Source organism: Aeromonas australiensis, from assembly GCF_000819725.1.
Taxonomy (GTDB): domain Bacteria; phylum Pseudomonadota; class Gammaproteobacteria; order Enterobacterales; family Aeromonadaceae; genus Aeromonas; species Aeromonas australiensis.
The window spans coordinates 164,357-190,720 of record NZ_CDDH01000045.1 but is presented as its reverse complement, the minus strand read 5'-3'; the positions used below and the strand labels follow the sequence as shown (position 1 = coordinate 190,720).

General features: G+C 61.0%; 24 protein-coding genes. 8 read left to right on the top strand and 16 right to left on the bottom strand.

Annotated features, from left to right (window positions below):
- Nucleotides 1-154: 154 nt before the first annotated feature.
- The 13 genes from prmA to torC all read right to left on the bottom strand — a co-directional run bounded on the left by prmA (nt 155) and on the right by torC (nt 14,827).
- Nucleotides 155-1,033, bottom strand: a complete 879-nt coding sequence (prmA, locus tag BN1117_RS06470; RefSeq protein ID WP_040095833.1) for a 50S ribosomal protein L11 methyltransferase — start codon at nt 1,031-1,033, stop codon at nt 155-157.
- A 509-nt stretch (nt 1,034-1,542) separates the two neighbouring features.
- Nucleotides 1,543-1,683, bottom strand: coding sequence for a hypothetical protein (locus BN1117_RS19385; RefSeq protein WP_156129893.1), 141 nt, complete (start codon nt 1,681-1,683; stop codon nt 1,543-1,545).
- 59 nt (nt 1,684-1,742) lie between these two features.
- Nucleotides 1,743-3,170: a PTS transporter subunit EIIC gene (locus tag BN1117_RS06465; protein WP_040095831.1), complete on the bottom strand. Its 1,428-nt coding sequence runs from the start codon at nt 3,168-3,170 to the stop codon at nt 1,743-1,745.
- A gap of 89 nt (nt 3,171-3,259) precedes the next feature.
- The gene (gene panF / locus BN1117_RS06460) at nt 3,260-4,717 is read right to left on the bottom strand and encodes a sodium/pantothenate symporter (RefSeq protein WP_040095830.1); all 1,458 of its coding nucleotides are present in this window, start codon (nt 4,715-4,717) and stop codon (nt 3,260-3,262) included.
- Nucleotides 4,707-4,970, bottom strand: a complete 264-nt coding sequence (locus BN1117_RS06455; RefSeq protein ID WP_040095828.1) for a YhdT family protein — start codon at nt 4,968-4,970, stop codon at nt 4,707-4,709. The genes panF and BN1117_RS06455 overlap by 11 nt, the downstream gene beginning before the upstream one ends.
- A 243-nt stretch (nt 4,971-5,213) precedes the next feature.
- The gene (gene accC / locus BN1117_RS06450; RefSeq protein WP_040095826.1) at nt 5,214-6,554 is read right to left on the bottom strand and encodes an acetyl-CoA carboxylase biotin carboxylase subunit; all 1,341 of its coding nucleotides are present in this window, start codon (nt 6,552-6,554) and stop codon (nt 5,214-5,216) included.
- Nucleotides 6,555-6,569: 15 nt separating this feature from the next.
- Complete coding sequence (gene accB / locus BN1117_RS06445; RefSeq protein ID WP_040095825.1) at nt 6,570-7,025, bottom strand: acetyl-CoA carboxylase biotin carboxyl carrier protein; 456 nt, start codon at nt 7,023-7,025, stop codon at nt 6,570-6,572.
- A 36-nt stretch (nt 7,026-7,061) separates the two neighbouring features.
- Entirely contained in the window at nt 7,062-7,511 is a 450-nt protein-coding gene (aroQ, locus tag BN1117_RS06440) for a type II 3-dehydroquinate dehydratase (RefSeq protein ID WP_040095823.1), read from the bottom strand.
- A gap of 288 nt (nt 7,512-7,799) precedes the next feature.
- A complete protein-coding gene (gene acs / locus BN1117_RS06435) occupies nt 7,800-9,746 on the bottom strand; it encodes an acetate--CoA ligase (protein WP_040095822.1) in 1,947 nt (648 codons plus the stop codon).
- A gap of 237 nt (nt 9,747-9,983) precedes the next feature.
- A complete protein-coding gene (locus tag BN1117_RS06430; protein ID WP_040095821.1) occupies nt 9,984-10,352 on the bottom strand; it encodes a hypothetical protein in 369 nt (122 codons plus the stop codon).
- Between the two features lie 7 nt (nt 10,353-10,359).
- Nucleotides 10,360-11,028 carry a molecular chaperone TorD gene (gene torD / locus BN1117_RS06425; RefSeq protein WP_040095819.1) on the bottom strand — a complete coding sequence of 223 codons (669 nt, stop codon included), beginning with the start codon at nt 11,026-11,028 and terminating at the stop codon, nt 10,360-10,362.
- A gap of 99 nt (nt 11,029-11,127) precedes the next feature.
- Entirely contained in the window at nt 11,128-13,620 is a 2,493-nt protein-coding gene (torA, locus tag BN1117_RS06420; RefSeq protein ID WP_040095817.1) for a trimethylamine-N-oxide reductase TorA, read from the bottom strand.
- A gap of 40 nt (nt 13,621-13,660) precedes the next feature.
- Complete coding sequence (torC, locus tag BN1117_RS06415; protein ID WP_080771394.1) at nt 13,661-14,827, bottom strand: pentaheme c-type cytochrome TorC; 1,167 nt, start codon at nt 14,825-14,827, stop codon at nt 13,661-13,663.
- 145 nt (nt 14,828-14,972) lie between these two features.
- Here torC and torR point away from each other — a divergent pair, with 145 nt between their 5' ends.
- Nucleotides 14,973-15,686, top strand: coding sequence for a two-component system response regulator TorR (torR, locus tag BN1117_RS06410; RefSeq protein WP_040095813.1), 714 nt, complete (start codon nt 14,973-14,975; stop codon nt 15,684-15,686).
- Between the two features lie 36 nt (nt 15,687-15,722).
- On the opposite strand, the gene BN1117_RS06405 is transcribed toward torR, so the two are convergent.
- Nucleotides 15,723-16,127, bottom strand: a complete 405-nt coding sequence (locus BN1117_RS06405; RefSeq protein ID WP_040095811.1) for a GFA family protein — start codon at nt 16,125-16,127, stop codon at nt 15,723-15,725.
- A gap of 37 nt (nt 16,128-16,164) precedes the next feature.
- Nucleotides 16,165-17,211: a TMAO reductase system periplasmic protein TorT gene (torT, locus tag BN1117_RS06400; RefSeq protein ID WP_040095810.1), complete on the bottom strand. Its 1,047-nt coding sequence runs from the start codon at nt 17,209-17,211 to the stop codon at nt 16,165-16,167.
- Between the two features lie 70 nt (nt 17,212-17,281).
- Here torT and torS point away from each other — a divergent pair, with 70 nt between their 5' ends.
- The gene (torS, locus tag BN1117_RS06395) at nt 17,282-20,104 is read left to right on the top strand and encodes a TMAO reductase system sensor histidine kinase/response regulator TorS (protein WP_040095808.1); all 2,823 of its coding nucleotides are present in this window, start codon (nt 17,282-17,284) and stop codon (nt 20,102-20,104) included.
- Nucleotides 20,105-20,153: 49 nt separating this feature from the next.
- Here the strand turns inward: torS and BN1117_RS06390 are convergent, their stop codons facing one another.
- The gene (locus BN1117_RS06390; RefSeq protein ID WP_040095806.1) at nt 20,154-20,438 is read right to left on the bottom strand and encodes a hypothetical protein; all 285 of its coding nucleotides are present in this window, start codon (nt 20,436-20,438) and stop codon (nt 20,154-20,156) included.
- Between the two features lie 324 nt (nt 20,439-20,762).
- On the opposite strand from BN1117_RS06390, the gene glyA reads away from it, so the two are divergent.
- From glyA to ribBA, 6 genes are all read left to right on the top strand, one after another.
- The gene (gene glyA, locus BN1117_RS06385) at nt 20,763-22,016 is read left to right on the top strand and encodes a serine hydroxymethyltransferase (protein ID WP_040095805.1); all 1,254 of its coding nucleotides are present in this window, start codon (nt 20,763-20,765) and stop codon (nt 22,014-22,016) included.
- Between the two features lie 79 nt (nt 22,017-22,095).
- Nucleotides 22,096-22,572, top strand: coding sequence for a hypothetical protein (locus BN1117_RS06380; RefSeq protein WP_040095803.1), 477 nt, complete (start codon nt 22,096-22,098; stop codon nt 22,570-22,572).
- Between the two features lie 135 nt (nt 22,573-22,707).
- Nucleotides 22,708-23,157: a transcriptional regulator NrdR gene (gene nrdR / locus BN1117_RS06375; protein ID WP_005338880.1), complete on the top strand. Its 450-nt coding sequence runs from the start codon at nt 22,708-22,710 to the stop codon at nt 23,155-23,157.
- 97 nt (nt 23,158-23,254) lie between these two features.
- Nucleotides 23,255-24,364: a bifunctional diaminohydroxyphosphoribosylaminopyrimidine deaminase/5-amino-6-(5-phosphoribosylamino)uracil reductase RibD gene (gene ribD / locus BN1117_RS06370; protein WP_040095801.1), complete on the top strand. Its 1,110-nt coding sequence runs from the start codon at nt 23,255-23,257 to the stop codon at nt 24,362-24,364.
- A 55-nt stretch (nt 24,365-24,419) separates the two neighbouring features.
- On the top strand, nt 24,420-25,073 hold the full coding sequence (locus BN1117_RS06365; RefSeq protein ID WP_040095901.1) for a riboflavin synthase: 654 nt from the start codon (nt 24,420-24,422) through the stop codon (nt 25,071-25,073).
- A 148-nt stretch (nt 25,074-25,221) separates the two neighbouring features.
- Nucleotides 25,222-26,331: a bifunctional 3,4-dihydroxy-2-butanone-4-phosphate synthase/GTP cyclohydrolase II gene (gene ribBA / locus BN1117_RS06360; RefSeq protein WP_040095799.1), complete on the top strand. Its 1,110-nt coding sequence runs from the start codon at nt 25,222-25,224 to the stop codon at nt 26,329-26,331.
- Nucleotides 26,332-26,364: the final 33 nt, after the last annotated feature.

Below are 26,364 nucleotides of genomic sequence, written 5' to 3'. Positions count from 1 at the left end.
TGCCCGCTGCGTTGTTGTGGTGCAGCAGCACCAGATTGTTCGGCCGAAGTCCGGGCCTTTGCTTGTATGTGGGGCAGTGAGCAGGGGAGACACGAGAGGATGGCGGAAACAACAAGGGCACCATCGGTGCCCTTGTTGTATTAGGTGGTTGCCATCAGCGGTGTTTGCGGCCGGAGAGGCGGCACCACTCCTCCTTGACGGCGGTCTGGTCCATCTCGAACCACTGGCCGTAGATGGTTTCCAGCTCCGCGGCCTGGCTCTCCAGCACGCCAGAGAGGGCCATCAGGCTGCCCGGTTTGCCGTGGCCAGCGATAAGCGGTGCCAGTTCGCGCAGCGGGCCGGCCAGGATGTTGGCGACCACTACGTCTGCTTCGACATCTTGCGGCTGGTCGGTTGGCAGATAGAGCTCAATCTGGTCGGCGACGCCGTTGCGCGCGGCGTTGTCGCGGCTGGCCTGAATGGCCTGCGGGTCGATGTCGATGCCGATGACGCGGGCGGCACCCAGTTTCAGGGCGGCGATGCCGAGAATGCCGGAGCCACAGCCAAAGTCGACCACGGTTTTACCGGCCAGATCCAGCCCGTCCAGCCACTGCAGGCAAAGTGCGGTGGTGGGGTGGGTACCGGTACCGAAGGCCAGACCCGGATCCAGCATGACGTTGACCGCATCAGGGTTCGGCACATCGCGCCAGCTCGGGCAGATCCAGAGGCGCTCGCCAAACTGCATCGGGTGGAAGTGATCCATCCACTCGCGCACCCAGTCCTTGTCTTCCAGCTGTTCGACCTTGTAGCCGACATTTTCGCCGAAGATCTGCTGGAAGAAGGCGATGGTGGGGGCCGGGTCGGTTTCGGCATCGAACAGCCCCATCACTTCGGTCTCGCCCCAGAGCGGGGTTTCACCGGGCATGGGTTCATAGACGGGCACATCCTTGGCATCCATAAAGGTCACCGCCTGGGCACCACGCCCCAGCAGCATGTTGCTCACCTTGTCTGCGGTCTTGGCAGTGGCGTTGATTCGAATTTGTATCCAGGGCATGGCGTTGACTCTTCATAAATGTGAAACCGCGAGATTCTACCATCATGGGCCTGTGCTGTCGTGGTTTGCCCATGACGTGGAGGGATACGGGGGCTTTTGCCGGATTGGCACGGTTCCTGTATTGCACTATGCAGGCGAAAACGAGCGGTTTTCGCTGAACGCTTTGCTCAAGTTCCGTCATCTTTCACTGCCACCCTAGGGTGGCATTTTTTATCTGCACTTCTTTGCTTGGTAAAAAGTCTGCCAGACAAAAAAAGAGCAAGGTCGGCACCTTGCTCAAGGATGGGCTGGCGCCGTTTTAGCGCATTCATGCTGCTGTTGGCACGCCGGATGCAAAGACTAATGTGTCCTGCATAAGGATATGTGTGTGATTGTTACCCCAATGTTCAGGTATTCAGGCCATTTCTCGCGAAATGGCCTCTTTTTTGGCTGATTGCCGGACCTTGGCCCGCAGCTGGTTGACATGAGTGCTGCAGGTTGTGTCCGTTTGGGGCATCTTCTTGGTGAACTTATCCCATCATGGTGCGTTTGAGGGCTTGGTTGGCGAAGTCGCTCATGTCGATCAGCTGTTTACTTACCATGCGGCCCACCTCCACCTCGGTATGGGCCTGTGCCTGTGAAACTGCCAGGGGGAAGGGTGTTGTTTTCATCGGACTTTTTAGCCTGTCCCGATGGTTTATTGTGGCCGAGCGGTTGCCGTTCGCCTGAGTTACCAGCTGCTCTGGCTGGCCGACTCCTGATTGGGTTTGAGGCCGAGGGGGACCGACTGGCGCTCAGCCAGCATGCGGATCTGCCCTTCAATCAGGCTGGCGCTGGGGCCCAGTACCAGTACCAGCTGGTGGTCGTTGAGCTGGATCCAGGAGAGGCAGCCCAGCCCCAGCAGGCGGGATTGATCCACCAGTGAAATGTCGCGCACCCGCAGGCTGAGTCGGGTAAGGCAGACGCTTATCGCCAGCAGGTTATCCATTCCCCCCAGCACCTTGAGATACTGGATCGCCAGCATTTGCGGATCGGAGGGGGCGACGCTGGCAAGGCGCTGATGCTCCTCTGCGATGGGCTTGCTCGGCATACTGAGGGGGGCGCGCTCCAGCAGCTGATAGAACAGCAGGGTGTAGGCGACGAAAAACAGGATCCCGACCGGAATAAGCCAGAAGCTGTGCTCACCGGATTGATAGCTCAATACCAGATCCAGCAGACCGGCGGAGAAGTAACTGCCCACCTTGATCCCCAGCCCGCTACAGACAGCGAGCGATAGCCCGGTCAGCAGGGCGTGAGCGAGAAACAGCCAGGGGGCGGTAAAGGCAAACAGAAACTCGATAGGCTCGGTGATGCCCACCAGTGCCGAGGTGAGCGCCAGGGTGAGCAGCAGCCCCCCCTGCGGCAGTCGCTGCATCCGCTGGCGGTGCAGCCAGATAGCAAAACAGGCGCCCGGCAGGCCGAACATGATGATGGGGTAGAGACCGGCTACATACCCTTCATGAAGGGGTTGGGCGGTGGCCAGCGCCAGCAGGTTGCTCTCGCCAAGGCCGATGACGCTACCCAATACCTGATGCAGTCCGAGCGGGATCAACAGCCGGTTGAGGGTGCCATAGCAGAAGGCGCCAAACGGCGTGGTGAGCAGCTCGGAGGTGAGCAGGGTCAGCCCGCGCTCCAACGGCGGCCACAGCAGCGAGAGAGGGATGGCGATCAGCAGGCAGGCCAAGGCCGACACCAGCAGGCTGGGAAACTCCCCCTTGGCGATCTGTAGCCAGCGGGGCCGTGTTTGCTGGTGTACCCAGGGGTAGATGATGGCGGTGGTGAGCCCCGCCAGCAGACCGCAGATCATGTCGGCGTGCAGGTTGGGGGCCAGCGTATTGAAGGCGCTGCTGAGCAGCAGGAAGTTGACCGCCCCTGCCAGCGTTTGTCCACCCAGCTCTTGCCGACTCAGGCCAAAGGCGATCGCCACCGCATAGATAAGCGGCATCTGGCTGAAGATCGCCTGACCGGTGAGGGAGAGCACGGCCAAATCGAGCACATCGGGTTGCCCAAGCCGGTAGATCAAGGCCGCCATCGGCAGGATGGAGACGGGCAGTAGCAGGGCATAACCGAGCCGCTGCAGGGCTTGAGTAACGACTTGTCGAGTGACTTTAACGGGCATACAGCGGCTACTTTCTGTGACTTGGCGCACAGTTTAACCGGAAAACACCTATTTGGGGATAGTATCGGAACCCTTTATTTATCTTTTTGTTATTTCTGCTCGAAAAGCTCGCGTACTTCCCGTGAGGGGGGCGTCGTCAGCAGGCTCACCGTGATAAAGACCACCAGCGCCAGCGTGAGGCTAGGCACGATGGCGTGCAGGCCAGCCAGCTTGATCCCCCACTGACTGAGTACCCCATAGCTGACGATGCCGCTGACCATGCTGGCCAGCGCGCCCGGGCCGTTGGCCCGCGACCAGTAGAGACCGAGCACCAGCGGCCAGAGGAATACCGCCTGCAGACCGCCAAAGGCGAGCAGGTTGAGCCAGATGATCATCTCGGGCGGTTGCAACGCCGCCAGCAGCACCAGGGTGCCGAGGATCAGGGTACAGAGCAGGGAGAGGCGGGGAATGCGCACTTCCAGCTTCTCCTGCTTTGGGCTCAGATAGTTGAGGTAGAGATCCTTCACCAGGGTGGCGGAAGCCTGGATCAGCTGGGAGTCGATGGTGGACATGATGGCCGCCATCGGCGCCGCCAGAAAGACCCCGGCCAGCCAGGGGGGCAGCACTTCCATCATCAGGGAGGGCATGATCTTGTCCGGGCTCTCCATGCCCGGCAGGATGGCGCGGCCGAGGGCGCCCGCCAGATGCATGCCGAACATCAGCAGGGCACTGACCAGGGTGCCGATCAGAATACCGCGATGGAGCGCCTTGCTGTCGCGATAGCCAAAACAGCGCAGCGCCGAGTGGGGCAGCCCCACCACCCCGACACAGACCAGGATCCAGAAGCTCAGCATAAAGGGCTGGGTCAGCATGTCATCAGCCCCTTGCGGGCTCACCAGCTTGGGATCGATCTCTCTGAGCTGGTGGATAAGGTTCGGCAGGCCGTCACCGGCAATCAGAATCCCCGCCAGCAAGGCACCGGTGCCGATCAGCATGATGATCCCCTGCAGGGCGTCGGTCATCACCACGGCACGGAAGCCGCCGATGATGGTGTAGAGCAGCACGCAGCTGGCAAACAGCATCAGCCCCTGCTGGTAGGAGAGGCCGGTGGCGGTCTCCAGCAGGCGAGCGCCACCGATAAACTGCACCACCATGGTGGCGATAAAGGCGAGGATGATAGTCACGGATCCGAGGATCACCACCGCCTTGCTCTGGTAGCGGGCCCACAGCATGTCGTTGATGGTCACCGCATTGACCCGACGGGCGATGATGGCGAACTTCTTGCCAAGCACCCCCAGAGTGAGCCAGACGGTAGGCAGCTGGATCATTGCCAGCAACACCCAGCCCAGACCGATCTTGTAGGCGGCGCCCGGCCCGCCGATAAAAGAGGAAGCCGAGGTGTAGGTGGCCACTAGGGTCATCGCCAGCACCAGTCCGCCCATGCTGCGGTTGCCGATGAAGTACTCCTGCACGAAGTTGCCAGCTGCACGATGGCGGTTGGCCCAAAAACCGACCCCCAGTACCAGCACCAGATAGATGACAAGCGGCACCATCAACTCAAGATTCATGGGGACGATCCTCTTGTTGGTTGGTGTGGGGATCGAGCGGAATATCCACAAAGAGGCGATTGACCATCAGGGCGCAGAGGATGATGAAGAACAGTGGCATGACCATGCAACTGAGCAAAAACCAGAGCGGGATACCCCACAGCTCAAGCTGAACGGGGGTGAAATAGGCGGTGCCATACCAGGCAAAGAAGTAGAGCAGGGTAAGCAGCAGACAAAAAGCGGCTTCCCGGCGGGCGAGAGCAAAACGGTTCACCTTGGCCTCCGACAAATTTGGGGGGCGCAAGGATAACAAAAAAGGGCCATGTCGCCATGGCCCTTTTTTAGCAGCGGCTTCTTGCGAAGCCGCCTCTTGGCTGGATAGCAGTTGAACAGCTGGCTGCTATCTGGCCGGAAGTGATTGTTCTGCCTGCGAGATCTTACAGACCCAACTTCTTGTGCAGATAGTGGGCGTTGGTACTGCCACCGTGCAATGTCATCGGGTCTCTATCAGCGATCCTTACAGACCCAACTTCTTGTGCAGATAGTGGATATTGGTGCCACCGTGCTGGAAGTTTTCGTCTTTCATGATCTCTTTTTGCAGTGGTACGTTGGTCTTGATCCCTTCTACTACCAGCTCGTCCAGCGCATGACGCATACGGGCGATGGCGATATCACGATTCTCGCCGTAGCAGATCAGCTTGCCGATCATTGAATCGTAGTAGGGGGGAACTTTGTAACCCGCATAGATGTGGGAGTCCCAACGAACGCCCAGGCCACCCGGCACATGGAAGCTCTTGATCAGCCCGGGTGAGGGCATGAAGGTGGCCGGATCTTCGGCGTTGATGCGGCACTCGATGGCATGACCATGAATGCGGACATCCTGCTGGGTGATCGACAGGGGCTGACCGGCGGCGATGCGCAGTTGTTCTTTGATCAAGTCGATACCCGTCACCATCTCGGTGACCGGGTGCTCTACCTGGATACGGGTGTTCATCTCGATAAAGTAGAACTCGCCGTTTTCGTAGAGGAACTCGAAGGTGCCCGCACCACGGTAGCCGATCTCGATACAGGCGCGCACACAGCGCTCGCCGATAAACTTGCGCATCTCGGCAGTGATGCCGGGTGCCGGAGCCTCTTCCACCACTTTCTGGTGGCGACGCTGCATGGAGCAGTCGCGCTCACCCAGATAGAGAGCATTGCCCTGGCCATCAGCCAACACCTGAATTTCGATGTGGCGCGGGTTCTCCAGGTACTTCTCCATGTAGACCATGTCGTTCTTGAAGAACTGGCCCGCTTCGGATTTGGTCAGGGCGATGGCAGAGGCCAGCTCTGCTTCGCTGCGTACCACCCGCATGCCGCGACCACCACCGCCACCGGCGGCCTTGATGATCACCGGATAACCGATGCGCTTGGCAATGGCGGCATTGCGCTTGGCGTCATTGTCAACGGGGCCGTCAGAGCCCGGTACGCACGGTACGCCTGCCTTCTTCATCGCCTCGATAGCGGAGACCTTGTCACCCATCAGGCGAATGGTCTCGGCACGGGGACCGATAAAGACGAAGCCTGACTGCTCAACCATCTCGGCGAAGTCGGCGTTTTCGGAGAGGAAGCCGTAACCTGGGTGGATGGCCACGGCTCCTGTTACCTCGGCAGCGGCGATGATGGCCGGTACGTTGAGGTAGGACTCGGCACTGGCAGGCTTGCCGATACAGATGGATTCATCGGCCAGCAGCACATGGATGAGCTCCCGGTCGGCGGTAGAGTGAACGGCCACTGTCTTGATCCCGAGCTCTTTACAGGCGCGCAGGATCCGCAGGGCAATTTCACCGCGGTTGGCGATGACTACTTTGTCCAACATGGGTGGCGATTTCCCTTATTCGATGATGAACAGCGGCTCGTCGAATTCAACGGCCTGACCATTTTCAACCAGGATCGCTTTGATCACACCGGCTTTGTCGGATTCAATCTGGTTCATCATTTTCATGGCTTCAACGATGCACAGGGTATCGCCGACATTGACTTGCTGACCCACTTCCACAAATGGCTTGGCTTCCGGGCTGGAAGAGCGGTAGAAGGAGCCAACCATCGGGGAGCGCATCAGGTGACCACTCGGGGCGGCATCGGCGGCCGGGGCGGCGGAAACTGGTGCGGTGGCAGGCGCGGCAACCGGCGCCGCGGCTTGCTGCATGATCATCTGCGGTGCGGCAGTGACCTGGCCTGCGAAATTGCGGCTGATGCGAACTGACTCTTCACCTTCGGAGATTTCCAGTTCGGCGATGCCGGACTCTTCAACCAGTTCAATCAGCTTCTTGATTTTGCGGATATCCATTAGCATTCTCTTTCTTCTTTATCTGATCAGTGATTATCAAGCCGCGCGCAGATGGCGCACGGCCGCGGTTAAAGCGAATTGGTAGCCATCAGCCCCCAGACCACAAATGACCCCTTTGGCGACATCAGACAGGTAGGAGTGATGACGGAACGGCTCCCTGGCATGAACGTTTGACAGATGAACTTCGATAAAGGGGATGGCGACACCCAGCAGTGCATCGCGGATGGCGACACTGGTGTGGGTGAAGGCGGCCGGATTGATGATGATGAAATCAACCTGGCCCATGGCCTGATGGATGCAGCTAATCAACTCGTGTTCGGCGTTGGATTGCAGATGCTCCAGAGTGACACCGAGTTCGCTGGCGTTAAGCTTCAGATCGGCGACGATCTCATCAAGCGTCTTGCTGCCGTAGATACCAGGTTCGCGCTTGCCCAGCAGATTCAGGTTAGGTCCGTTGAGCAGGAGAATTCGGTGATGTTGCGACATATTGAGTACATCCTCGATGATAATGCTGCTATCTGTCAGCTATCTTGTGGACTACCAGAAATCTAGCCATTTTCTGCGCAAATCGGTGTGCCCTGGCACACAGATTTGGCAATTATATTGATTTCGTGAAAATTAGCAGCATTTTACTGGTCTAATCTCTACATCTGGCTATTTATTGCGCGCCTTGGTCTGCGAGACTTCGCCGTTGCCACCTTGCTGTTTGCTAGTGAATAAGAAATGACAAAGCCGGCGCAGGGCCGGCTTTATTGAGCAACAAACGACGCGGGATCAGGCCGCTTCCGATTTCTCGCGAATGAGTTTGTCTACTACGCCCGGGTCCGCCAGGGTGGAGATATCCCCCAGACTGTCGGTCTCGCCGGTGGCGATCTTGCGCAAGATGCGACGCATGATCTTGCCGGAGCGGGTCTTGGGTAGCCCTTCCGCCCAGTGGATCACGTCCGGTGAGGCGATGGCGCCGATCTCCTTGCGGACCCACTCCTTCACCTCTTTGTGCAACTCGCGGCTTGGCTCTTCCCCGGCGATCAGGGTGACATAGGCATAGATACCCTGACCCTTGATCTCGTGAGGAACCCCCACCACCGCCGCTTCGGCGATCTTGGGATGGGCCACCAGCGCCGATTCAATTTCGGCGGTACCCATGCGGTGGCCAGAGACGTTCAGTACATCATCCACCCGACCGGTGATCCAGTAGTAGCCATCCTCGTCGCGACGGGCACCGTCGCCAGTGAAGTAACGTCCGGGGAAGGTGGAGAAGTAGGTCTGCTCGAAGCGCTCGTGATCGCCGAATACGGTGCGCATCTGACCCGGCCAGGAGTCGGTGATCACCAGATTGCCCTCGGTGGCACCGTCCAGCGGCTCGCCCATGTTGTCCACCAGTGCCGGTTGTACCCCGAAGAAGGGTTTGGTGGCAGAGCCGGGTTTCAAATCGGTAACGCCGGGCAGCGGGCTGATCAGGATGCCGCCGGTCTCGGTCTGCCACCAGGTATCGACAATGGGGCAGCGCTCGTCGCCAATGGTGCGGTAGTACCACTCCCAGGCTTCCGGATTGATGGGTTCACCCACCGAACCCATGATGCGCAGGCTCGAACGGGAGGTGCCGGTGATCGCTTCGTTGCCCTTGGCCATCAGCGCGCGGATGGCGGTGGGGGCGGTGTAGAGGATGGTGACCTGGTGTTTGTCCACCACCTGACTCATGCGGTTGGTGGCCGGGTAGTTGGGCACCCCTTCGAACATGATGGTGGCGGCGCCGTTGGCAAGCGGCCCGTAGACCAGATAGGAGTGACCGGTGACCCAACCCACATCGGCGGTACACCAGTAGATATCCTCTTCGTGGTAGTCGAACACATATTTGAAGGTGAGGGTGGCATACACCAGATAGCCACCGGTGGTGTGTAGCACCCCCTTGGGTTTGCCGGTGGAGCCGGAGGTATAAAGGATAAAGAGCGGATCTTCGGCGTTCATCGCCTCGGGTGGACAGTCGCTGCTGACAGCTGCGGTCGCTTCATGCCACCAGATGTCGCGGTGGTTGTGCCAGGCGACATTGCCGCCGGTGCGCTTGAGCACGATCACCTTGTTGACCTTAGTCTCCGGGTTGGTGAGCGCCTCATCCACATTCTTCTTGAGCGGCACCGGGCGGCCACCGCGCACTCCTTCGTCGGCGGTGATAACGATGGAGGAGCCGGAGTCGATGATGCGGCCGGCCAGGGCTTCCGGCGAGAAGCCGCCGAATACAATGCTGTGTACTGCGCCGATGCGGGTACAGGCCAGCATGGCGATGGCGGCCTCGGGCACCATGGGCATATAGAGGCAGACCACGTCGCCGCGGTGAACCCCTTGTGCTTTCAATACGTTGGCAAACTTGCACACTTCGCTGTGCAGTTCGCGGTAGGTGAGTTTGCGATCTTCGGCCGGGTTGTCCCCTTCCCAGATGATGGCGACCTTGTCACCCCGTTCGGCGAGATGGCGATCGAGACAGTTGGCCGAGACGTTGAGCTGGCCATCTTCAAACCATTTGATGGAGACATGGCCCGGATCGTAGGAGCTGTTTTTGACCTTGCTATAGGGTTTTATCCAGTCGAGGATTTTTCCCTGTTCGCCCCAGAAGGCCTCTGGATTGTCGATGGAGGCCTGATACATAGCCTCGTACCCGGCCTTGTCCAGCAGGGCGCTGTCGCTGATATGGGATTTGACCGGGTAGACCTTGCTCTCGCTCATCTGTCACTCCTGTGAATAGATCTTTTAATGGTTTCTTAACAACTTATACCTTTGGTGGCGGGGGGCAATTAGACTTTTGGATAGATGACCACTCCCCCTGAGTCTGTGCGGTTGCACAGGGATTCTGACTGAGAACTGGAGGGCTGGGTGTTTCGAGAGGTGTCCCGGGGTGAGGCGAATGATGTTGTTTGAATGACGGTGAGAAAACAGGATGGCCAAAGCTGGCGCTGATGGCGGCTACCCCTTCTGACGACCAAACGCCTGAATACCGCGTACAAATACCAGCCCGCCGATCAGATGGAAGGGTAGGGCAAGCAGGTAGAGCAGCAGGAAGTGCGACTCGCAGCCACTGCTGTTGATGAAGCCGATCCAGGCGGCCAGCAACGCCAGCATGCCGGCGATTTGAAAACGACGGCGCAACACCACCTCGACGCCGAGATTGGCAAGGTAGAGGGTGAGCAGGATGCCGGCAAAGCCGGTGAGCTGGGCGGTGCCGTAAAGCTCGCGATCAGGGTTGAACAGCAGCGCGATCAGGGGAGTAATGCCCTGATCCAGCGGGATCAGGGCCAGCAGCCAGCATGCAATCAGAAGCAGGGCTGTCTTCATCGCGGGCTCAGTCGGCGGACGGTGCCGGTTTGACCAGAGAGAGGTAGTTGGCATCCATCTTGAGGAAGACCCCCAGCAGACGGGCACTGGCGCCGTAAAAGCCAAACCGGTCGGCGGCGCGACAAGCGCTTTCGAACTTGTCGAACCAGCCCAGCAGATGCCCGTGCAGCAGCGCTTCCTGCTCGTCGAGCCAGCGTTCCCGCTCGGCTGCGCTCTTGGCTTCCGCCGCGCGGATGATGAGATTGCCCATTAGATCCAGCTCGATCGCCAGATGGTCGGCAGGCTCTTTGTATTTATCGCTGACATTGATGCCGAGGCGATCGAGGCGGGCCTGCATCTCGGCCATCGGGGCCTGCATCAGTAGCTTGGCATCGCCACGATAGAGCGATTCGTAGGGCAGGGCGCCCTGTTTGGGATCCACCAGAAACAGGCCAGCGAAGTCGGCGGCGAGTTCCAGCTGGCGATCGGTGCGCACCAGCAGGCGGGCGATGGCATCGTTGAGTTCGGCCACGGCTTCGCGCATCGGATCCAGGGTGGAGAGGCTTTTCAGGAAGCTTCGCACATCATAGGTGTCATATTCGGCGATCTGCTCATCACTGAGTTCGGCGGCGAACAGGGTGGAGAACCACCAGTAGAGTTCGGCCCGGCGTTCGCTGGTAGCCATAAAGTCCTGCATTTTTCCTCCGTGGATGGCAATCGGGAGCCTTGATGGCTCCCGATTCTAACGACTTTAAAAATAAAGGAAACTCAAGGGGGCGCTTTCATCCCCCCGGGGTCAGAGTGCCGGGAACATGGGGTCGATGCCCTTGGCCGATTCCGGTGCGCCGAAGGCAGTGACTGCCGGTGCCTGCCCGCGGAACTTCTCGATCTCCACCAGCGCGGTATGGGCCGTGGTGGCCTGCGCCAGGCTGGAGGAGCCGATGTCGGCGGTCAGCACGTTGGGATCGCCATAGGTACAGAGCGTCCCTACCTTGCCACCCTCTTGCGGGCCATACCAGGCTCCTTCCTGAATGCGCACCACCCCGGGGGCGTAATCATCGCTCACCACCAGACCAGCCAATACCTGACCGCGGCCGTTGAACACCCGCACCAGATCGCCGTCTTTGAGGCCGCGGGATTTGGCATCCTGCGGATTCATATAGACAGGCTCGCGACCTTGCACCGTGTAGGTGGCGCGGTAGTTGTCGGAGGAGCAGAGCTGGCTGTGCAGCCGCTTGTCCGGGTGGCAGGATTGCAGGTGCAGCGGGTACTGTTTGCTGCCCGGCCCGCCGTGGGAGCGCTCGTAGGGCTCGATCCAGACCGGGTGACCCGGGCAATCCCCATAGCCGTAGTCGGCGATGGTCTTGGAGTAGATCTCGATAAGGCCAGATGGGGTGCCTAGTGGCTCCAGATCCGGCTCCTGACGGAACGACTCGTGGCGTACCCAGGGCTGGCCCGCCGGGAAGGTGACGAAGCCTTCGCCGTGCCAGAACTGGCTGAAACGGGGCAGACGAATGCCGATGCCGCGGCCCTGCAGGCGGGCGTCGTCATAGATGCTCTGGATCCACTCCAGCTTGCTCTTGCCACCGGTGAACTCGGCCTCGCGACCGAAGCGACGGCAGAGATCGGCGAAGATGTCGTAGTCATCGCGCGCCTCGAACAGCGGCTCCACCACCTTGTACATGGCCAGAATGCCCGCGTTGGAGTGGGAGCCCCACTGCTCGATGTCATCCCGCTCATAGGTGGTGGTGGCGGGCAGCACGATATCGGCGAAACGGCAGCTGGCCGTCCACTGGTGATCGATGCTGACCACGGTTTCCAGCTTGCGCCAGGCGGCGACCATCTTGTTGCGATCCTGCTGGTGGTGGAACGGGTTGTTGCCACAGAACACCGCCATCTTCATGTGGGGGTAGGTGATGGTCTGGCCGTTGAAGGCGATCTGTTTGCCCGGATTGAGAATGCAGTCGACGAAGCGGGCCACCGGAATGTATTTGGAGTAGCCCTTCCAGTCGCCGTCATGGAGTGGTTTAACGCCGGGAATGACCGAGCTGAAACCTGACATGATGGGGCCGCTGGAGGTGATGGTACCCGCCCCGTTGTAGTGCCAGCCAAAGCCGTAACCACCCCCCGGCAGGCCGATCTGGCCAATCATCGAGGCCAGAACCACCAGCATCCAGGCGTACTGTTCGCCGTGGTGCATGCGCTGCACACACCAGCCGCCGATAAGCTGGGTGCGGCCGCTGCTCATGGTACGGGCCAGTTCGCGGATGGTCTCTGCTGGTACGCCACAGATGGCGGCGGCCCACTCGGCGTCCTTCACCTGACCATCGCTGGTGCCCAGCAGGTAGGGCAGGAACTTGTCAAAACCGGTGGTGTAGTCTTTCAGGAACTTCTCGTCGTGGCGCTTCTCGCTGTAGAGGGTGTGGGCGATGCCCAGCATCAGCGGCACGTCGGTCTGCGGATTCAGGGTTACCTGATCGCAATTGAGGTACTTCTGAGTCTTGGATTTGACCGGATCGACACTGATCACCCGGATCTCGCCCTTGGCTACCTTCTCTTTCAGTTGCGCCCAGTAGTCGTAGACGCTGTGATCCGGCACCAGCCAGCCCACCTGCAGGTTCTTGATGGGATCTGAGCCCCAGATAACGATGGTTTTGCTGTGCTCCAGCACCAGCGGCCAGGAGGTTTGCTGCTCATACACCTCCATGGCGCCCGCCACGTGGGGCAGGATCACCTGGGCGGCCCCGGTGGAGTAGTCGCCGGCCTTGGCCAGATAGGTGCCGTGCAGGTTCATGGCGCGTCCCAGCATGGCGCCAGCGGAGTGCAGCTTGCCCACCGACTGCCAGCCGGAGTGACCGGCATAGAGGGCGCTCGGGCCATAGGTTTTCTGCACCCGTTCCAGCTCGTGGTAGAAGAAGTCCAGCGCCTGGGACCAGGTGACCCGCACGAAGCGGTTCTGGCCCCGTTCGTTGGTGTCGGACTGGTGGCCCTTGCGCAGCCAGTCCAGTCGCACCATGGGGTAGCGGATGCGGGAGGGGTTATAGACCACCTCACTCAAGGCCTTGAGCATCTCGGTGGGGTGCTTGTCGTGCTCGAACGGCAGGGTCTCGACCCAGCGGCCATCGACCACCCGGGCACGGAAGGCGCCCCAGTGGGAGCCGGACTGCACCAGCTTGTCGCCGGACTCGGCGGCCATCACGGCGCGACCGAGCAGGGAGGGGCCGATCAGGGCAGAGGCACCGCTGGCCAGCAAGCCACCCAGAAAACCACGACGGGAAATATTGATCATCTTGTTATTCCTCTCTCGGATCCGGAACTCGAATCCGGAATTAGTGGCTGCCCTGACCACCGGTATCGGCGGCATGGTTCTGCAGGTATTTGAGCAGGGTGCGCTCCTCTTCCTTACTCAGGCGGTAGTAGGCAGACATCGCCTTGAGTCCCGAAATCCAGCCGTTGGCAGTGAAGTGAGCGGGATCCGGCGCGCCGTGGCAGGAGTTGCAGGTGGATTTGTACATCTCGCCGGCGTAATCCCAGATCGGCTTGAGCGAGGACTCAAAGCCCTTGCCATCGACCCAGGCCTGCACCTGAACCTGCTCCCACTTGATATGGGTGGCGCTGTCTGTCTCCTGCTTGAGCACTTTCTCGCTCGCTTTCAGTTCGTCACGGATGGTAGCGACGAAGACCCGCTTGCCCATGTATTCGCTCAGCACCCGGCCCTTGCCATCGCTCTCGCGCCACCCTTCGATGGTCACCTTGAGGCGATCGCCGCTGCGGTCCACCACGTCGATACGGGAGGCGGGCAGCAGTTTGCCGACCGGGTCGCTGCTCTGTTCGCTGGCATAGAGATCTTTTTCACCCAGGTTGTAGAGGGTCTCGGCGGCTGGCGCCTCTTGCGCGTCGTTGACCAGGGTGGCGTAAGTGGCCCGGAAGCCCCCCGCCATGTTGGGCAGTTCGTGGGCGATGCCCTTGTGGCACTCGATGCAGTTCATGTTCTTCGCCGCCGCATCTTTCATCGCCAGCGCTGCCGCCGGGGACTGCTTGGCGTGATCCATGTTGTCGTAGCTGTGGCAGGACTTGCAGGTCTTGGAGTTCTGGCTGCTCATCCGTGCCCACACCTTCTCGGCCAGATGCAGGCGCCGGTCCTCGAACTTCTCCTGGGTGTCGATGCTGTGACCTATGTACTCCTGATAGAGGTCGTTGGCTGCCTCCATCTTGCGGGCCACTTTGCCGACGAAATCCTTCGGCTGGTGACAGTCGGTACAGACCGCCTGTACCCCTGAGGCATTCTTGAAGTGGATGGACTCCTTGTACTCCGGATAGACGGTGTCTTTCATGGAGTGACAGGAGATACAGAATTCGAGGCTGCTGGTTTTCTCAAAGCCATAGTGCAGGCCGACGGTGCCCGCGAGGGTGACGCCGACGCCCACCAGAAGCAGCGCCAGTACCGACCAGCGACGGCTGGGGGTGCGCAGGAAGTGCCACAGTTTTTTCATCATGCTCTCTCACATCACTTTTTTGATGGGAGCCATGATAGGGAGGCGTTGTGAACAGGGCTGCCGCCACAAATTAATGAAATAGGGGTATTTATGACAAAATGTGAATAGAATAATCCTCCCTTGTCGACCATCGTGAACCCTGCCCATGAGCTACCACATTCTGGTTGTTGAAGATGATGCGGTTACCCGCGAGAAGCTGACCGGCTATTTCGAGCGGGAGGGCTATCGGGTGACGGCGGTCGAAAACGGCCAGCAGATGCGCGCCGTGCTGGCGGAGCAGACGGTCGATCTGGTGATGCTGGATATCAACCTGCCGGGAGAAGATGGTCTGCTGTTGACCCGTGAACTGCGGGCGCGCAGCACGGTGGGGATCATTCTGGTCACCGGCCGCAGCGATGCGGTGGACCGGATTGTCGGCCTCGAGATGGGGGCCGACGACTATGTCACCAAGCCGTTCGAGCTCAGGGAGCTGCTGGTGCGGGTCAAGAATCTGCTGTGGCGGATCTCGCTGGCGGCCGCCGCGCCGAGCGAGCCTGCGGTGGCTGACGATGCGGTGCGCTTTGGCCCCTGGCGTTTTGACATTTCCCGCCGCCAGCTCAGCAAGGACGGAGTGCCGGTGCGTCTGACCAAGGCGGAATATGAAGTGCTGGTGGCCTTTGTCGCCCATGCCGGGCGGGTGCTCAGTCGGGAGCGGATCCTGACCCTTATCAGCCATCGCGGCGATGGCCCGAGCGATCGCACCATAGACGTGTTGATCCGGCGGCTGCGCGGCAAGATGGAAGCGGATCCGCGGGATCCCCAGCTGTTTGTCACCGTCCATGGTGAAGGCTATCTGTTTGCTGGCGAGATAGCCTCCTGACCCCGTTGCGGCGGCCTTGAGCTGTTTGACCGGGTATCAGACCGGCGGGCGGGTATCAAATTGCGGGCAGTCGTCGCCAATCTGGTGCCAGGGCGCCTTGGAGCCGACAAAGATGTGAAACGCGGGGCGCTGGCTCGGCACATCGTCCAGTACCCCGAGGCGCAGGTTGATCTTGCCGCTGCTGCTCTTCTGGCTGAACAGGCTGGAGCCGCAGTGACGACAGAATGCCAGGGTGGTCTCTGCCGATTTCCGGTAGCGGCCGATGGCCTCTTCCCCCTTCACTATGGTGACCTTGTTGCCATCCAGTCCGCCGACCGAGGCGTAATCTCCCCCTGAAAACTTGCGGCATTCGCTGCAGTGGCAGTTCCCCATATAGTCGAACTGATCCGGCAGGGTCAGGGCGATGGCGCCGCACAGGCAGCTGGCATGTAACTCTTTCATCTCTTCTCCTTGAGTGTGCTGATCGGATTTGGAACGGCTATTCGACCCGATAGACGGGGCGAAAAGCGCCATCCGAGAGGGAATCGGCGGGGTCGGCCAGTGGCGCAGATAGCGTCAGAATGGGTGGCCCCATCACCCGTGGGCACTGCTCGGCACTGGCATCAGGGTGTTGCAGCAGGCAGACCGCCTGAGCGACAGCAAGGCGCCCCTGCAGCCGCATCTGATCGCTGTTGGCGGCCAGGATCTTGCCCCGTCGCAGTCCCCGCTGTACCCCGTGGCTGAAGTAGGTGCTCAGCACCCGGGGCCTGTCGAGATGGCGCTGCGCCAGCTCGTTGACCGCCACTTCGGCGGCGATGGCGCCCCCCACCAGATAGTCGAGGTCGGGATAGCGGGCCAGGGTCTGCTGTACCAGTGTGCGCTGGATTTCCCGGCTGTTGTCGCCGCGCTCGGTGGTGACCAGCTTGATGGCGCTCCCCTTGATGGCATCGGCAAAGCCCGGCTCGACGAAGTTGTTGCCACCACTGGCCTGCGGGCCGGGGAAGAGGGCGACCGAGACCGGCTTGCTGCCGGCGGGGTGGCGCTGCGCCAGCCAGTGGCCGATTTGCCAGCCCATCTGGTACCAGGAGACCCCCACCTTGGCCTGCACCAGACCGCTGGGCAGATCGTTGACCAACCCAAAGAGCGGCAGCGGCGTGGCCTTGATGGCCTCGCGCAAGCCCTGATAGCTCACTGCGCCGAGCAAGATGGCGTCGCTCCCTTCCTGCACGCAGCGCTGCAACTGCTGACGCTGCTCGGCGAGGGCGCCATAGCCCCCCGCTTCGTGGATCTGCAACTTGACTCCCAGCCGCTTCGCCTCGTCCACCATGCCCTGATTGACCGAGAGCCAGTAGGCGTCGCGCAGATGGGGGTAGAGGGCACAGAGGGTCAGCGGTTTGGTTGCGGCGGTGGGGGCTGGCCACTGCTGGCGCACCGGCTGGCCGCTGAATTCGCCGCCGGGCCAGATATCGACCGCAAAGGCGAGGGCGGCGCGGGGAAGCATTAGCAACCAGATCAGCAACAAGGGGGAGAGATAGACGCTTCGCATGGCCAGGGGTTTTGTTAAAGTGTTGGGCCATATTATCCGGTCAAAGCCGACCACAACCAAGGGACTTCCCGTGAGAATCTTTTCCGGCCTGGGTGGCAAGTTGCTGCTGGCCTTCTCCCTGATGGCGTTGTTGACCCTGAGTGCCTCCCTGCTGGGCTGGGTGGGGCTTAGCCATCTGCGCCAGCTGGAGCAAGGGGTGCAGCAGACGTTGGCCGATCAGGAGCTGGCCCGCACGCTCTCTCGCCTCAGCGGCGAGATCCAGAGCGCGTCACGGCTGCTGGCCACCGCAACCAGCGAGCAGGAGCGGGAGCATCAGGGGCGCTTGCTCACTCTGCAGGGGCAACAGCTACAACAGGTGCTGGCGCAACTCGACCGTGGGCAGGGTTCAACAAGCCTCGATCAGCTCAGTCAGAGCATCATCGGCAATCTGGGTCAGCAGGGCTGGCTGGTGGGGGAGCGGTTGACCCTGATGGCGCAGGGGGAGGCGCAGCGGGCCCGTCTGGTGGCGGCGGCCGGACAGATCGCCGAGCTGGCGCGCAGCCAGATGGAGAATGCCGAAACCGTGATGGTGGCGGGGCTGGGTTCCCTCTACCAACAACAAGGTGCGCAGGCGACCCGGACGCTGGATCGCTTGCTGGAGCAAGATCTCGACTGGCTGGAGCAGATGACCGAGCTGCGTCATCGCACCCTGATGCAGCAGCAGCGTATCGAGGAGATGTGGCGCAGCGAACGGCAGGAACAGTTGCAAACGCTATTGCAAGAGGGGCGGCGGGAGCTGGCTATCTTGCAACTGCGGGCCGGGGCGGTGACCGATCCGGCCCGCCGGCAGGCGGTGGAGCAGGCGCTGACTGTGCTGGCGCAGAGCGACAAGCTGGTGCAACTGCGCAGCGACTGGCTCGGCAAGGGGGAGGCGCTACGGGTGCTGGCCAATGCCAACGAAGCCTTGATGAGCAGCCTCAACCAGCAGGTCGGAGAGCTGGTCAGCCGTGCCCGCGATTCGCTGGGGCAGAGCCAGCAGGCGCTAAGTCAGCGCCTAAGGCTGCTGGAGCAGGCGCTGATGGCCATTGGCCTGCTCACCCTGCTACTGCTGATGCTGCTGATGTGGCGCATGGTCTACGGCCGGATCGTCTGGCCGCTGCAACGGGCGGTGGCGGGGATGAGCCGGTTGGCGCGCGGGGATCTGGCCCCCCTTGAGCCGATCGCCAGTACCGGGCGCGATGAGCTGGCGGAGCTGGGCCGGGCCCTGCAGGTGTTTCGTGACAATGCGGTTGAGCTGGGCCGTTATCAGCGCGAGCTGGAGTCGCGGGTCGAGGAGCGCACTGGCCAGCTCAGCCACGCCAACGAGCGGCTCAATGAGGAGGTGGAGAAGCAGCGGCAGGCCCGCGCCGAGGCCGAACAGGCAAACCGGGCCAAGTCGGTGTTTCTCGCCACCATGAGCCACGAGATCCGCACCCCCATGAACGGCATTCTGGGGGGGCTGACACTGCTGGAAGATACCCATCTCAACGATACCCAGCAGCGCTATCTGGCCGCCATCGAGCACAGTGGCGAATCCCTGCTGGAGATCCTCAACGACATTCTCGACTACTCCAAGATAGAGGCGGGCCATGTGGAGGCGCGCCGCGAACCCTTCCCCCTGTTCCAGCTGGTGGATGAGCTCTGCGCGTTGTTTCGACCAAAGGCGGCGGCCAAGGGGGTCACCCTGGCGCTGGAGTATGCGCCCGGACTGGCGCCTGTGGTCGAGGGGGATCTGGGCAAGCTGCGCCAGGTGCTCGGCAACTTGCTCGGCAATGCGGTCAAGTTTACCGCCCGTGGCCAGATTACCCTGACGGTGGCGCCCCTTGTCTGTCAGGGCCCTTGCGCCGAGCCCTGCATCCGGTTTGTGGTGCGCGATACAGGCCCCGGCATTCCGGCCGATGAGCAGGAGGCGGTGTTCGAGGCATTTCGCCAGCGCAAGCGTGATATAGGCCATCAGGGCGGCACCGGGCTGGGACTGGCGATCAGCCGCAAGCTGGTGGCCGCCATGGGGGGGGAGCTTATCCTTGTCAGCGAACCGGGCAAGGGGTGTGAATTCAGCTTCAGTTTGCCGTTGCAGCGCTCGAGCGCCCAGCTGCCTGCCGAGGCGCAACCGCTGCACCTTGGCCAGTCCCGTGACATCCTGCTGGTGGAGGATAACGAGATCAACCGGCTGGTGGCGCACGGCATGCTGACCCGGCTCGGTCATCGCGTCACCCTGGCGGAGGATGGTCGCAGTGCGCTGGCGCTGGTGACCGAGCGTCCCTTCGAGCTGGCGCTGCTTGATATCAATCTGCCCGATATGGACGGCATGACCCTGCGCGAGGATCTGGCCGCCATCAGTGAAGAGATGCATGAGCGGCCGCTGCCTGCCATCGCCATTTCGGCCCAGATGTATCCGGAGGATATCCGCCACTGCCTCGCCGCCGGGTTTGTCGATTTTGTCGGCAAGCCGGTGCGGCTGGCGGTGTTGGCAAACGCCATCGATCAGCTGTTTCGGCAGGCAGGTGCCTCTATCGAGCCTCCTGTGCAACTAGCTGCCGCGCCCTCAACTAACCAGCCCGGGTGGGCCAATCCGGTGCTGGACGCCGATCTGCCCCTGCTCGGCATGGTGCGGATCCGCCAGCTGGTCGCGCTGTTTGAGTCGCAAGGGCGGATGTTGGTGGATAAGTTGGCGCAGGGGGAGGGGAGCGAGCAACGTCAGCTGGCGCACAAGCTAAAGGGGAGTGCGCTGGCGCTGGGGTTGACCGAATTTGCCAGCCACTGTGCGGCTCTTGAGGCGGGGGGTGGTGAGCCTGCGGCAATCGGGGCGCAATTCGAAGCGGCGGTGAGCGGGCTGCAACAGTGGCTGGCGGCCAACAGGGATGCGCAGCCCTGATCCCTGCTGGCTATGCACAACGTTTAGAGGGGGGGGCACCCCTGCGCCGTTATTCGATCTCGCGAAACAGCACCTGCTTGCACTTGGTGCAGACCCATTCCCGGCGAAAATCGGTCAGGTGCACCATGCCCACCTCCAGCAACTCGTGGTGGCCGCAGTGATAACAGAAGATGATGTCGCCATCGACTGATTCAGGGTGGGCCGCCAGATAGTCGGCTTTGGTGGGGAGCTGATCCCACGAGGTGGTGGAAACATGTTTGCGTTGGCTGGTGTAGTAGACCCAGTAGAACAGGAAAAAGACAGCCAGGATCACGAATGTCAGCAGATGCTCCATCTTGAACTCCTCCGGTTAGGTGCAGCCCCTCGGATGCATGGCTGCAATCAGCTCCATCATCATTAAATTTGTTTCGAATGAGTATGTTACAGGATGGGTAAAGAGGGCGTTGTGATCCCCTTCGGGTTTTGCTCGCCCGCAGCGGGATGAAAAATGTGCCATTTGGCGGAGTGGCCAGGGTATTGAACGGGGAGGGAATCTTGCTTTTTACAACATAAATTCAACATTTTTTTAGGTGGTTGGACTGTCTCTTTGATCCAGCTCACGTTACAATGCCCGCGCCCACTTCACCTAACGCGCAAACGATTTTCAGGAGAGAAACGGATGTTGAAACGTGACATGACCATCGCCAATTATGATCCGCAATTGTGGCAGGCCATCACAGACGAAACCCGTCGTCAGGAAGAGCATATCGAGCTGATTGCGTCTGAGAACTACACCAGCCCCCGTGTCATGGAGGCCCAGGGCTCCCAGCTGACCAACAAGTACGCCGAAGGTTACCCCGCCAAGCGTTACTACGGTGGTTGCGAGTATGTGGATGTGGTCGAAACCCTGGCCATCGAGCGCGCCAAAGAGCTGTTCGGTGCCACTTACGCCAACGTGCAGCCGCACTCCGGCTCCCAGGCCAACAGCGCCGTTTACATGGCTCTGCTGCAGCCGGGCGACACCGTACTGGGCATGAACCTGGCCCACGGCGGTCACCTGACCCACGGCTCTCCGGTCAACTTCTCCGGCAAGCTCTACAACATCGTGCCTTACGGTATCGATGAGTCCGGCAAGATCGACTACGACGACATGGAACGTCAGGCTGTCGAGCACAAGCCGAAGATGATGATCGGTGGCTTCTCCGCCTATTCCGGCATCGTTGACTGGGCCCGCATGCGCGAAATCGCCGACAAGGTCGGTGCTTACCTGTTCGTCGACATGGCTCACGTGGCTGGTCTGATTGCCGCTGGCGTCTACCCGAACCCGGTGCCCCACGCTCACGTGGTCACCTCCACCACCCACAAGACCCTGGCCGGTCCGCGCGGTGGTCTGATCCTCTCCGCCGCTGACGACGAGGAGCTCTACAAGAAGCTCAACTCCGCCGTCTTCCCGGGTGGTCAGGGCGGCCCGTTGATGCACGTCATCGCCGGTAAAGCTGTTGCCTTCAAAGAGGCGCTGGAGCCCGAGTTCAAGACCTATCAGGCTAAGGTTGTGAAAAACGCCAAGGCGATGGCTGCCACCTTTATCGAGCGCGGTTACAAGATCGTCTCCGGCGGTACCGACAACCATCTGATGCTGGTTGACCTGATCGGCCGCGAGCTGACCGGTAAGGATGCTGACGCTGCGTTGGGCAAAGCCAACATCACCGTCAACAAGAACTCCGTGCCCAACGACCCGCGCTCCCCGTTCGTCACCTCCGGTGTGCGTATCGGTACTCCGGCCATTACCCGCCGTGGTTTCAAGGAGGCCGAGTCCATCGAGCTGACCCACTGGATCTGCGACGTACTGGACAACCACGACAACGATGCCGTGCTGGCCACCGTGCGCGAGAAGGTGCTGGATATCTGCCGCCGCTTCCCGGTTTATGGCTGATAAGTCAGACCATCCGGTTTGAGACCAATGCCACCCTCGGGTGGCATTGTTTTTTCTGGCGTTGGGCAACACGAGAGGGATGAGATTGAACCACGAAGAGAAGATACCGAGCGAAGAGGCACACTCCTGCGTAGAGCGGGACAAGGCGCTGGAGGCGGAGCTTCGGCTGGTAATCCGCGCCCAGTATCACTTTCGTGCCAGTGAGCAGGGGCTGCTGGCATGGGATGTACGGCGGTTGGTGCGACTGAGCCGTGATCTGCCGCTGCAGGCGGTGGCATTGAGCGACATTGCCGAGCTTGACCGTGATCACTGGTATGGCCATGGCAGCGCCACTCCCACGGTGCGCAGCGTGGTCGAGCACTGCCAGCTCATCATAGCGGCGGATCTCGCCTATCCGATCATTCTCGACAGCGCCGGTCGGGTGATGGATGGCATGCACCGGATAGGCAAGGCATTGATGCTGGGTCATGACTATATCGATGCGGTGCAGTTTACGGTCGACCCAGCCCCCGATTATCTAGGTTGTGATCCCGATACTCTGCCTTACGACGAGTGAGTTGCCCATTAGTGATAACGAACAGAAAAATCACGCTTTTCCGCTTTTTACCACGGTTGGATGGCCGTGCTACACTGGCCGACCTGGATCCTGGCCCGCCGGGCCGATCCCTGTTCCATTAACGCCGGAGGTCCGATGCATTGCCCATTCTGTAGTGCGGTTGATACCAAGGTGATCGATTCCCGTCTGGTGGCAGAAGGCCATCAGGTGCGCCGCCGTCGTGAGTGCCTGCTCTGTCACGAGCGTTTTACCACCTTCGAGATGGCCGAGCTGGTGATGCCCCGCGTCATCAAGTCCAACGGTTCCCGCGAGCCGTTCAACGAAGACAAACTGCGCGCCGGCATCCTGCGGGCGCTGGAGAAGCGGCCGGTGAGCATGGAGGCCATCGAAAAAGCGGTCAACCATATCAAATCCCGCCTGCGTGCCACCGGCGAGCGCGAAGTCGCCTCCGAGCTGGTGGGCAATCTGGTGATGGATGAGCTCAAGAGTCTGGACAAGGTGGCCTATATCCGCTTTGCCTCCGTCTATCGCAGCTTCGAAGATATTCGCGAGTTCGGTGAAGAGATCGCCAAGCTGGAGAAGTAAACCTCCATTCTCAGCCATGTTGCCGCGTCCGATCACGCTGCGCTAATCGAACCTACGATACTGCGTAAAGTCGAGATGTGTTGTCAAAGGAGCCCGAATGTTTAGTCAAGATGATTACCAATGGATGAGTCGGGCCCTCGAACTGGCCCGCCGCGGCCGCTACACCACGGCCCCCAATCCCTGCGTCGGCGCCGTGCTGGTCAAGGATGGCGTGGTGATTGGCGAAGGGTGGCATCAGAAGGCGGGCGAGCCCCATGCCGAGGTCTACGCCCTGCGCGCCGCCGGTGACAACGCCCGCGGCGCCACCGCCTATGTGACCCTCGAACCCTGCTCCCACCACGGTCGTACTCCCCCCTGCGCCGAGGCGCTGATCAAGGCCGGTGTGGCCCGGGTGGTGGCGGCCATGGTCGATCCCAATCCCCAGGTGGGCGGACGTGGCCTGCGCATGCTCTCCGAAGCGGGCATCAAAACCGATTTCGGCCTGCTGGCGAGCGAAGCCGAGGCGCTCAACCCGGGCTTTTTCAAGCGGATGCGTACCGCCTTCCCGCGGGTGACCGTCAAGCTGGGGGCCAGCCTCGATGGCCGCACCGCCATGGCGAGCGGTGAGAGCCAGTGGATCACCTCCCCCGATGCGCGCCGCGACGTGCAACGACTGCGGGCCCGCCATGATGCGGTGCTCTCCAGCGCTGAAACCGTGCTGGTCGATGGTGCCTCCCTGACCGTGCGCTGGGACGAGCTGCCCCCCTCGGTGAAGGCGAGCTACCCCAAAGAGACCCTGCGTCAGCCGCTGCGGGTCATCGTCGATTCGCAAAACCGGCTGACCCCTGACCTGCCACTGTTCCAGAGCGAGAGCCCGGTGCTGGTGGCCCGTCACAAGGCGTCCGGTGAGTGGCCCGCGTGGGTGCAGCAGCTGGAGCTGCCGCTGCTCGATGGCAAGCTGGATCTGGTCAGCCTGTTCATGCTGCTGGCCAAACAGAACGTCAACTCGGTGCTGGTCGAGGCGGGGCCACGGCTGTGCGGCGCTCTACTGGAAAAAGGGCTGGTGGATGAGCTGGTGCTCTATCAGGCGCCCAAGCTGATGGGCGATGAAGGGCGCGGCCTGTTCCATCTACCGGGCCTGACCCGGCTGTTCCAGGCCCCCAAGCTCGCCATCAAGGATGTGCGCATGGTGGGGCAGGATATTCGCATTACCGCCAAAATAGCCTGATTTATCAATGTTCAAGGGGGGATCATCAGCCCCCGTCATCAGCAAGGTGATCTGCATGTTTACCGGAATTATCGAAGCGGTGGGAACCCTGGCCGAACTGCGCCGTCAGGGCGACGACATGGCCCTCACCGTGCACGCCCCGGGCCTGGATTTTAGCGACGTCAAGCTGGGCGACTCCATTGCCACCAACGGCGTCTGCCTCACGGTGGTGGCGCTGGGCGACAAGCGCTATATCGCCGATGTGTCGCTGGAAACTCTCTCCCGTACCGGTTTTGCCGAGGCTCGGGTGGGTGATCGGGTCAACCTCGAAAAGGCGCTGATGCCCACTTCCCGTCTCGGCGGCCATCTGGTCTCCGGCCACGTGGATGGGGTAGGGGAGGTGAAAAGCGTCTCCAGCAGCGGCCGCGCTATCGAGTACTGGATCAAGGCGCCGGGGGAGCTCTCCCGCTACATTGCCGAGAAGGGTTCCATCGCGGTGGATGGCATCAGCCTCACCGTCAACGCGGTGCAGGGGGACCTTTTCCGCCTGACGATCGTGCCCCACACCGCCCAGGAGACCACCATCGCCAGCTGGAAGCCGGGTCACAAGGTCAACCTCGAGGTGGATCAGATCGCCCGCTATCTGGAGCGGCTGATGATGGGCAAGCGTCAGGAGAGCAGCGCCTCCACCCTGACCATGGAGACGCTGGCCAAGGCCGGTTTTCTCTAACAGTGTGCGCTAAACCCGGCCACCAAAACGATTTTATGTGATCCTGCTCTGATTGAAATGGGCTCTTGTGCCCCAATCTAGAGCAGCATATTTCCCATTCCCGTTGAGCTTGCGGGCTCAATCCCCAATCAGAGAGACGGAGTAGCCCATGGCGCTGAGCACAACCCAGGAGATCATTGCCGATATCAAGGCTGGCAAGATGGTGATCCTGATGGATGACGAAGACAGGGAGAACGAAGGGGACCTCATCATGGCCGCCTCCTGCGTCCGCCCGGAGGATATCAACTTCATGGCCCGCTACGGCCGTGGCCTCATCTGCCTGACCCTGACCCAGGATCGTTGCAAACAGCTGGCGCTGCCGCTGATGGTGGATCGCAACAATGCCCAGTTCTCCACCGCCTTTACCGTCTCCATCGAGGCGGCAGAAGGGGTGACCACAGGTATTTCCGCTGCCGATCGGGCAGTGACCGTGCAAGCGGCTGTGGCGCCGAACGCCAAGGCCGCCGATCTGGTCCAGCCGGGCCATATCTTCCCGCTGATGGCGCAGGATGGCGGTGTGCTGACCCGTGCCGGCCACACCGAAGCGGGCTGCGATCTGGCCCGTCTGGCCGGTTACGAGCCTGCGGCAGTCATCGTCGAGATCCTCAATGAAGATGGCACCATGGCGCGCCGTCCGGATTTGGAACTCTTCGCCGAGCAGCACGGCATCAAGCTTGGCACCATCGCCGATCTTATCGAGTACCGCAACCAGCACGAGACCACGGTCGAGAAGGTGGCCGAGTGCAAGCTGCCCACCGAGTTTGGCGAGTTCGACCTCATCACCTTCCGCGACACCATCGACAATCAGGTTCACTTCGCTCTGAAAAAGGGTGAGGTACAGACCGATCAGCCAACCCTGGTGCGGGTACACCTGCACGACGTGCTGAGCGACCTGCTGCTGACCGACCGTCACGCTACCCGTAGTTGGCCGCTACCAAAATCCATGGCCCGCATCGCCGACGAGGGCGGTGTGCTGGTGATTCTGGGGGCTGAAGCCCATGGCGCCGAACTGCTGGCCAGGGTTAAGGGTTTTGAAGCCGCCGACAAGGGGCTGGCGCCGGAAGGAGCCAAGCGACAGGGCACCTCACGCCGGGTTGGTGTGGGTTCCCAGATCCTCAAGGCCCTTGGCGTGAGCAAGATGCGCCTGCTGAGCTCGCCGAAGAAGTACCATGCCCTCGGCGGTTTCGGTCTGGAAGTGGTTGAGTACGTCGGCGAGTAATGTTCCACCAGAGAAGTACCATCTCCTTCCGGG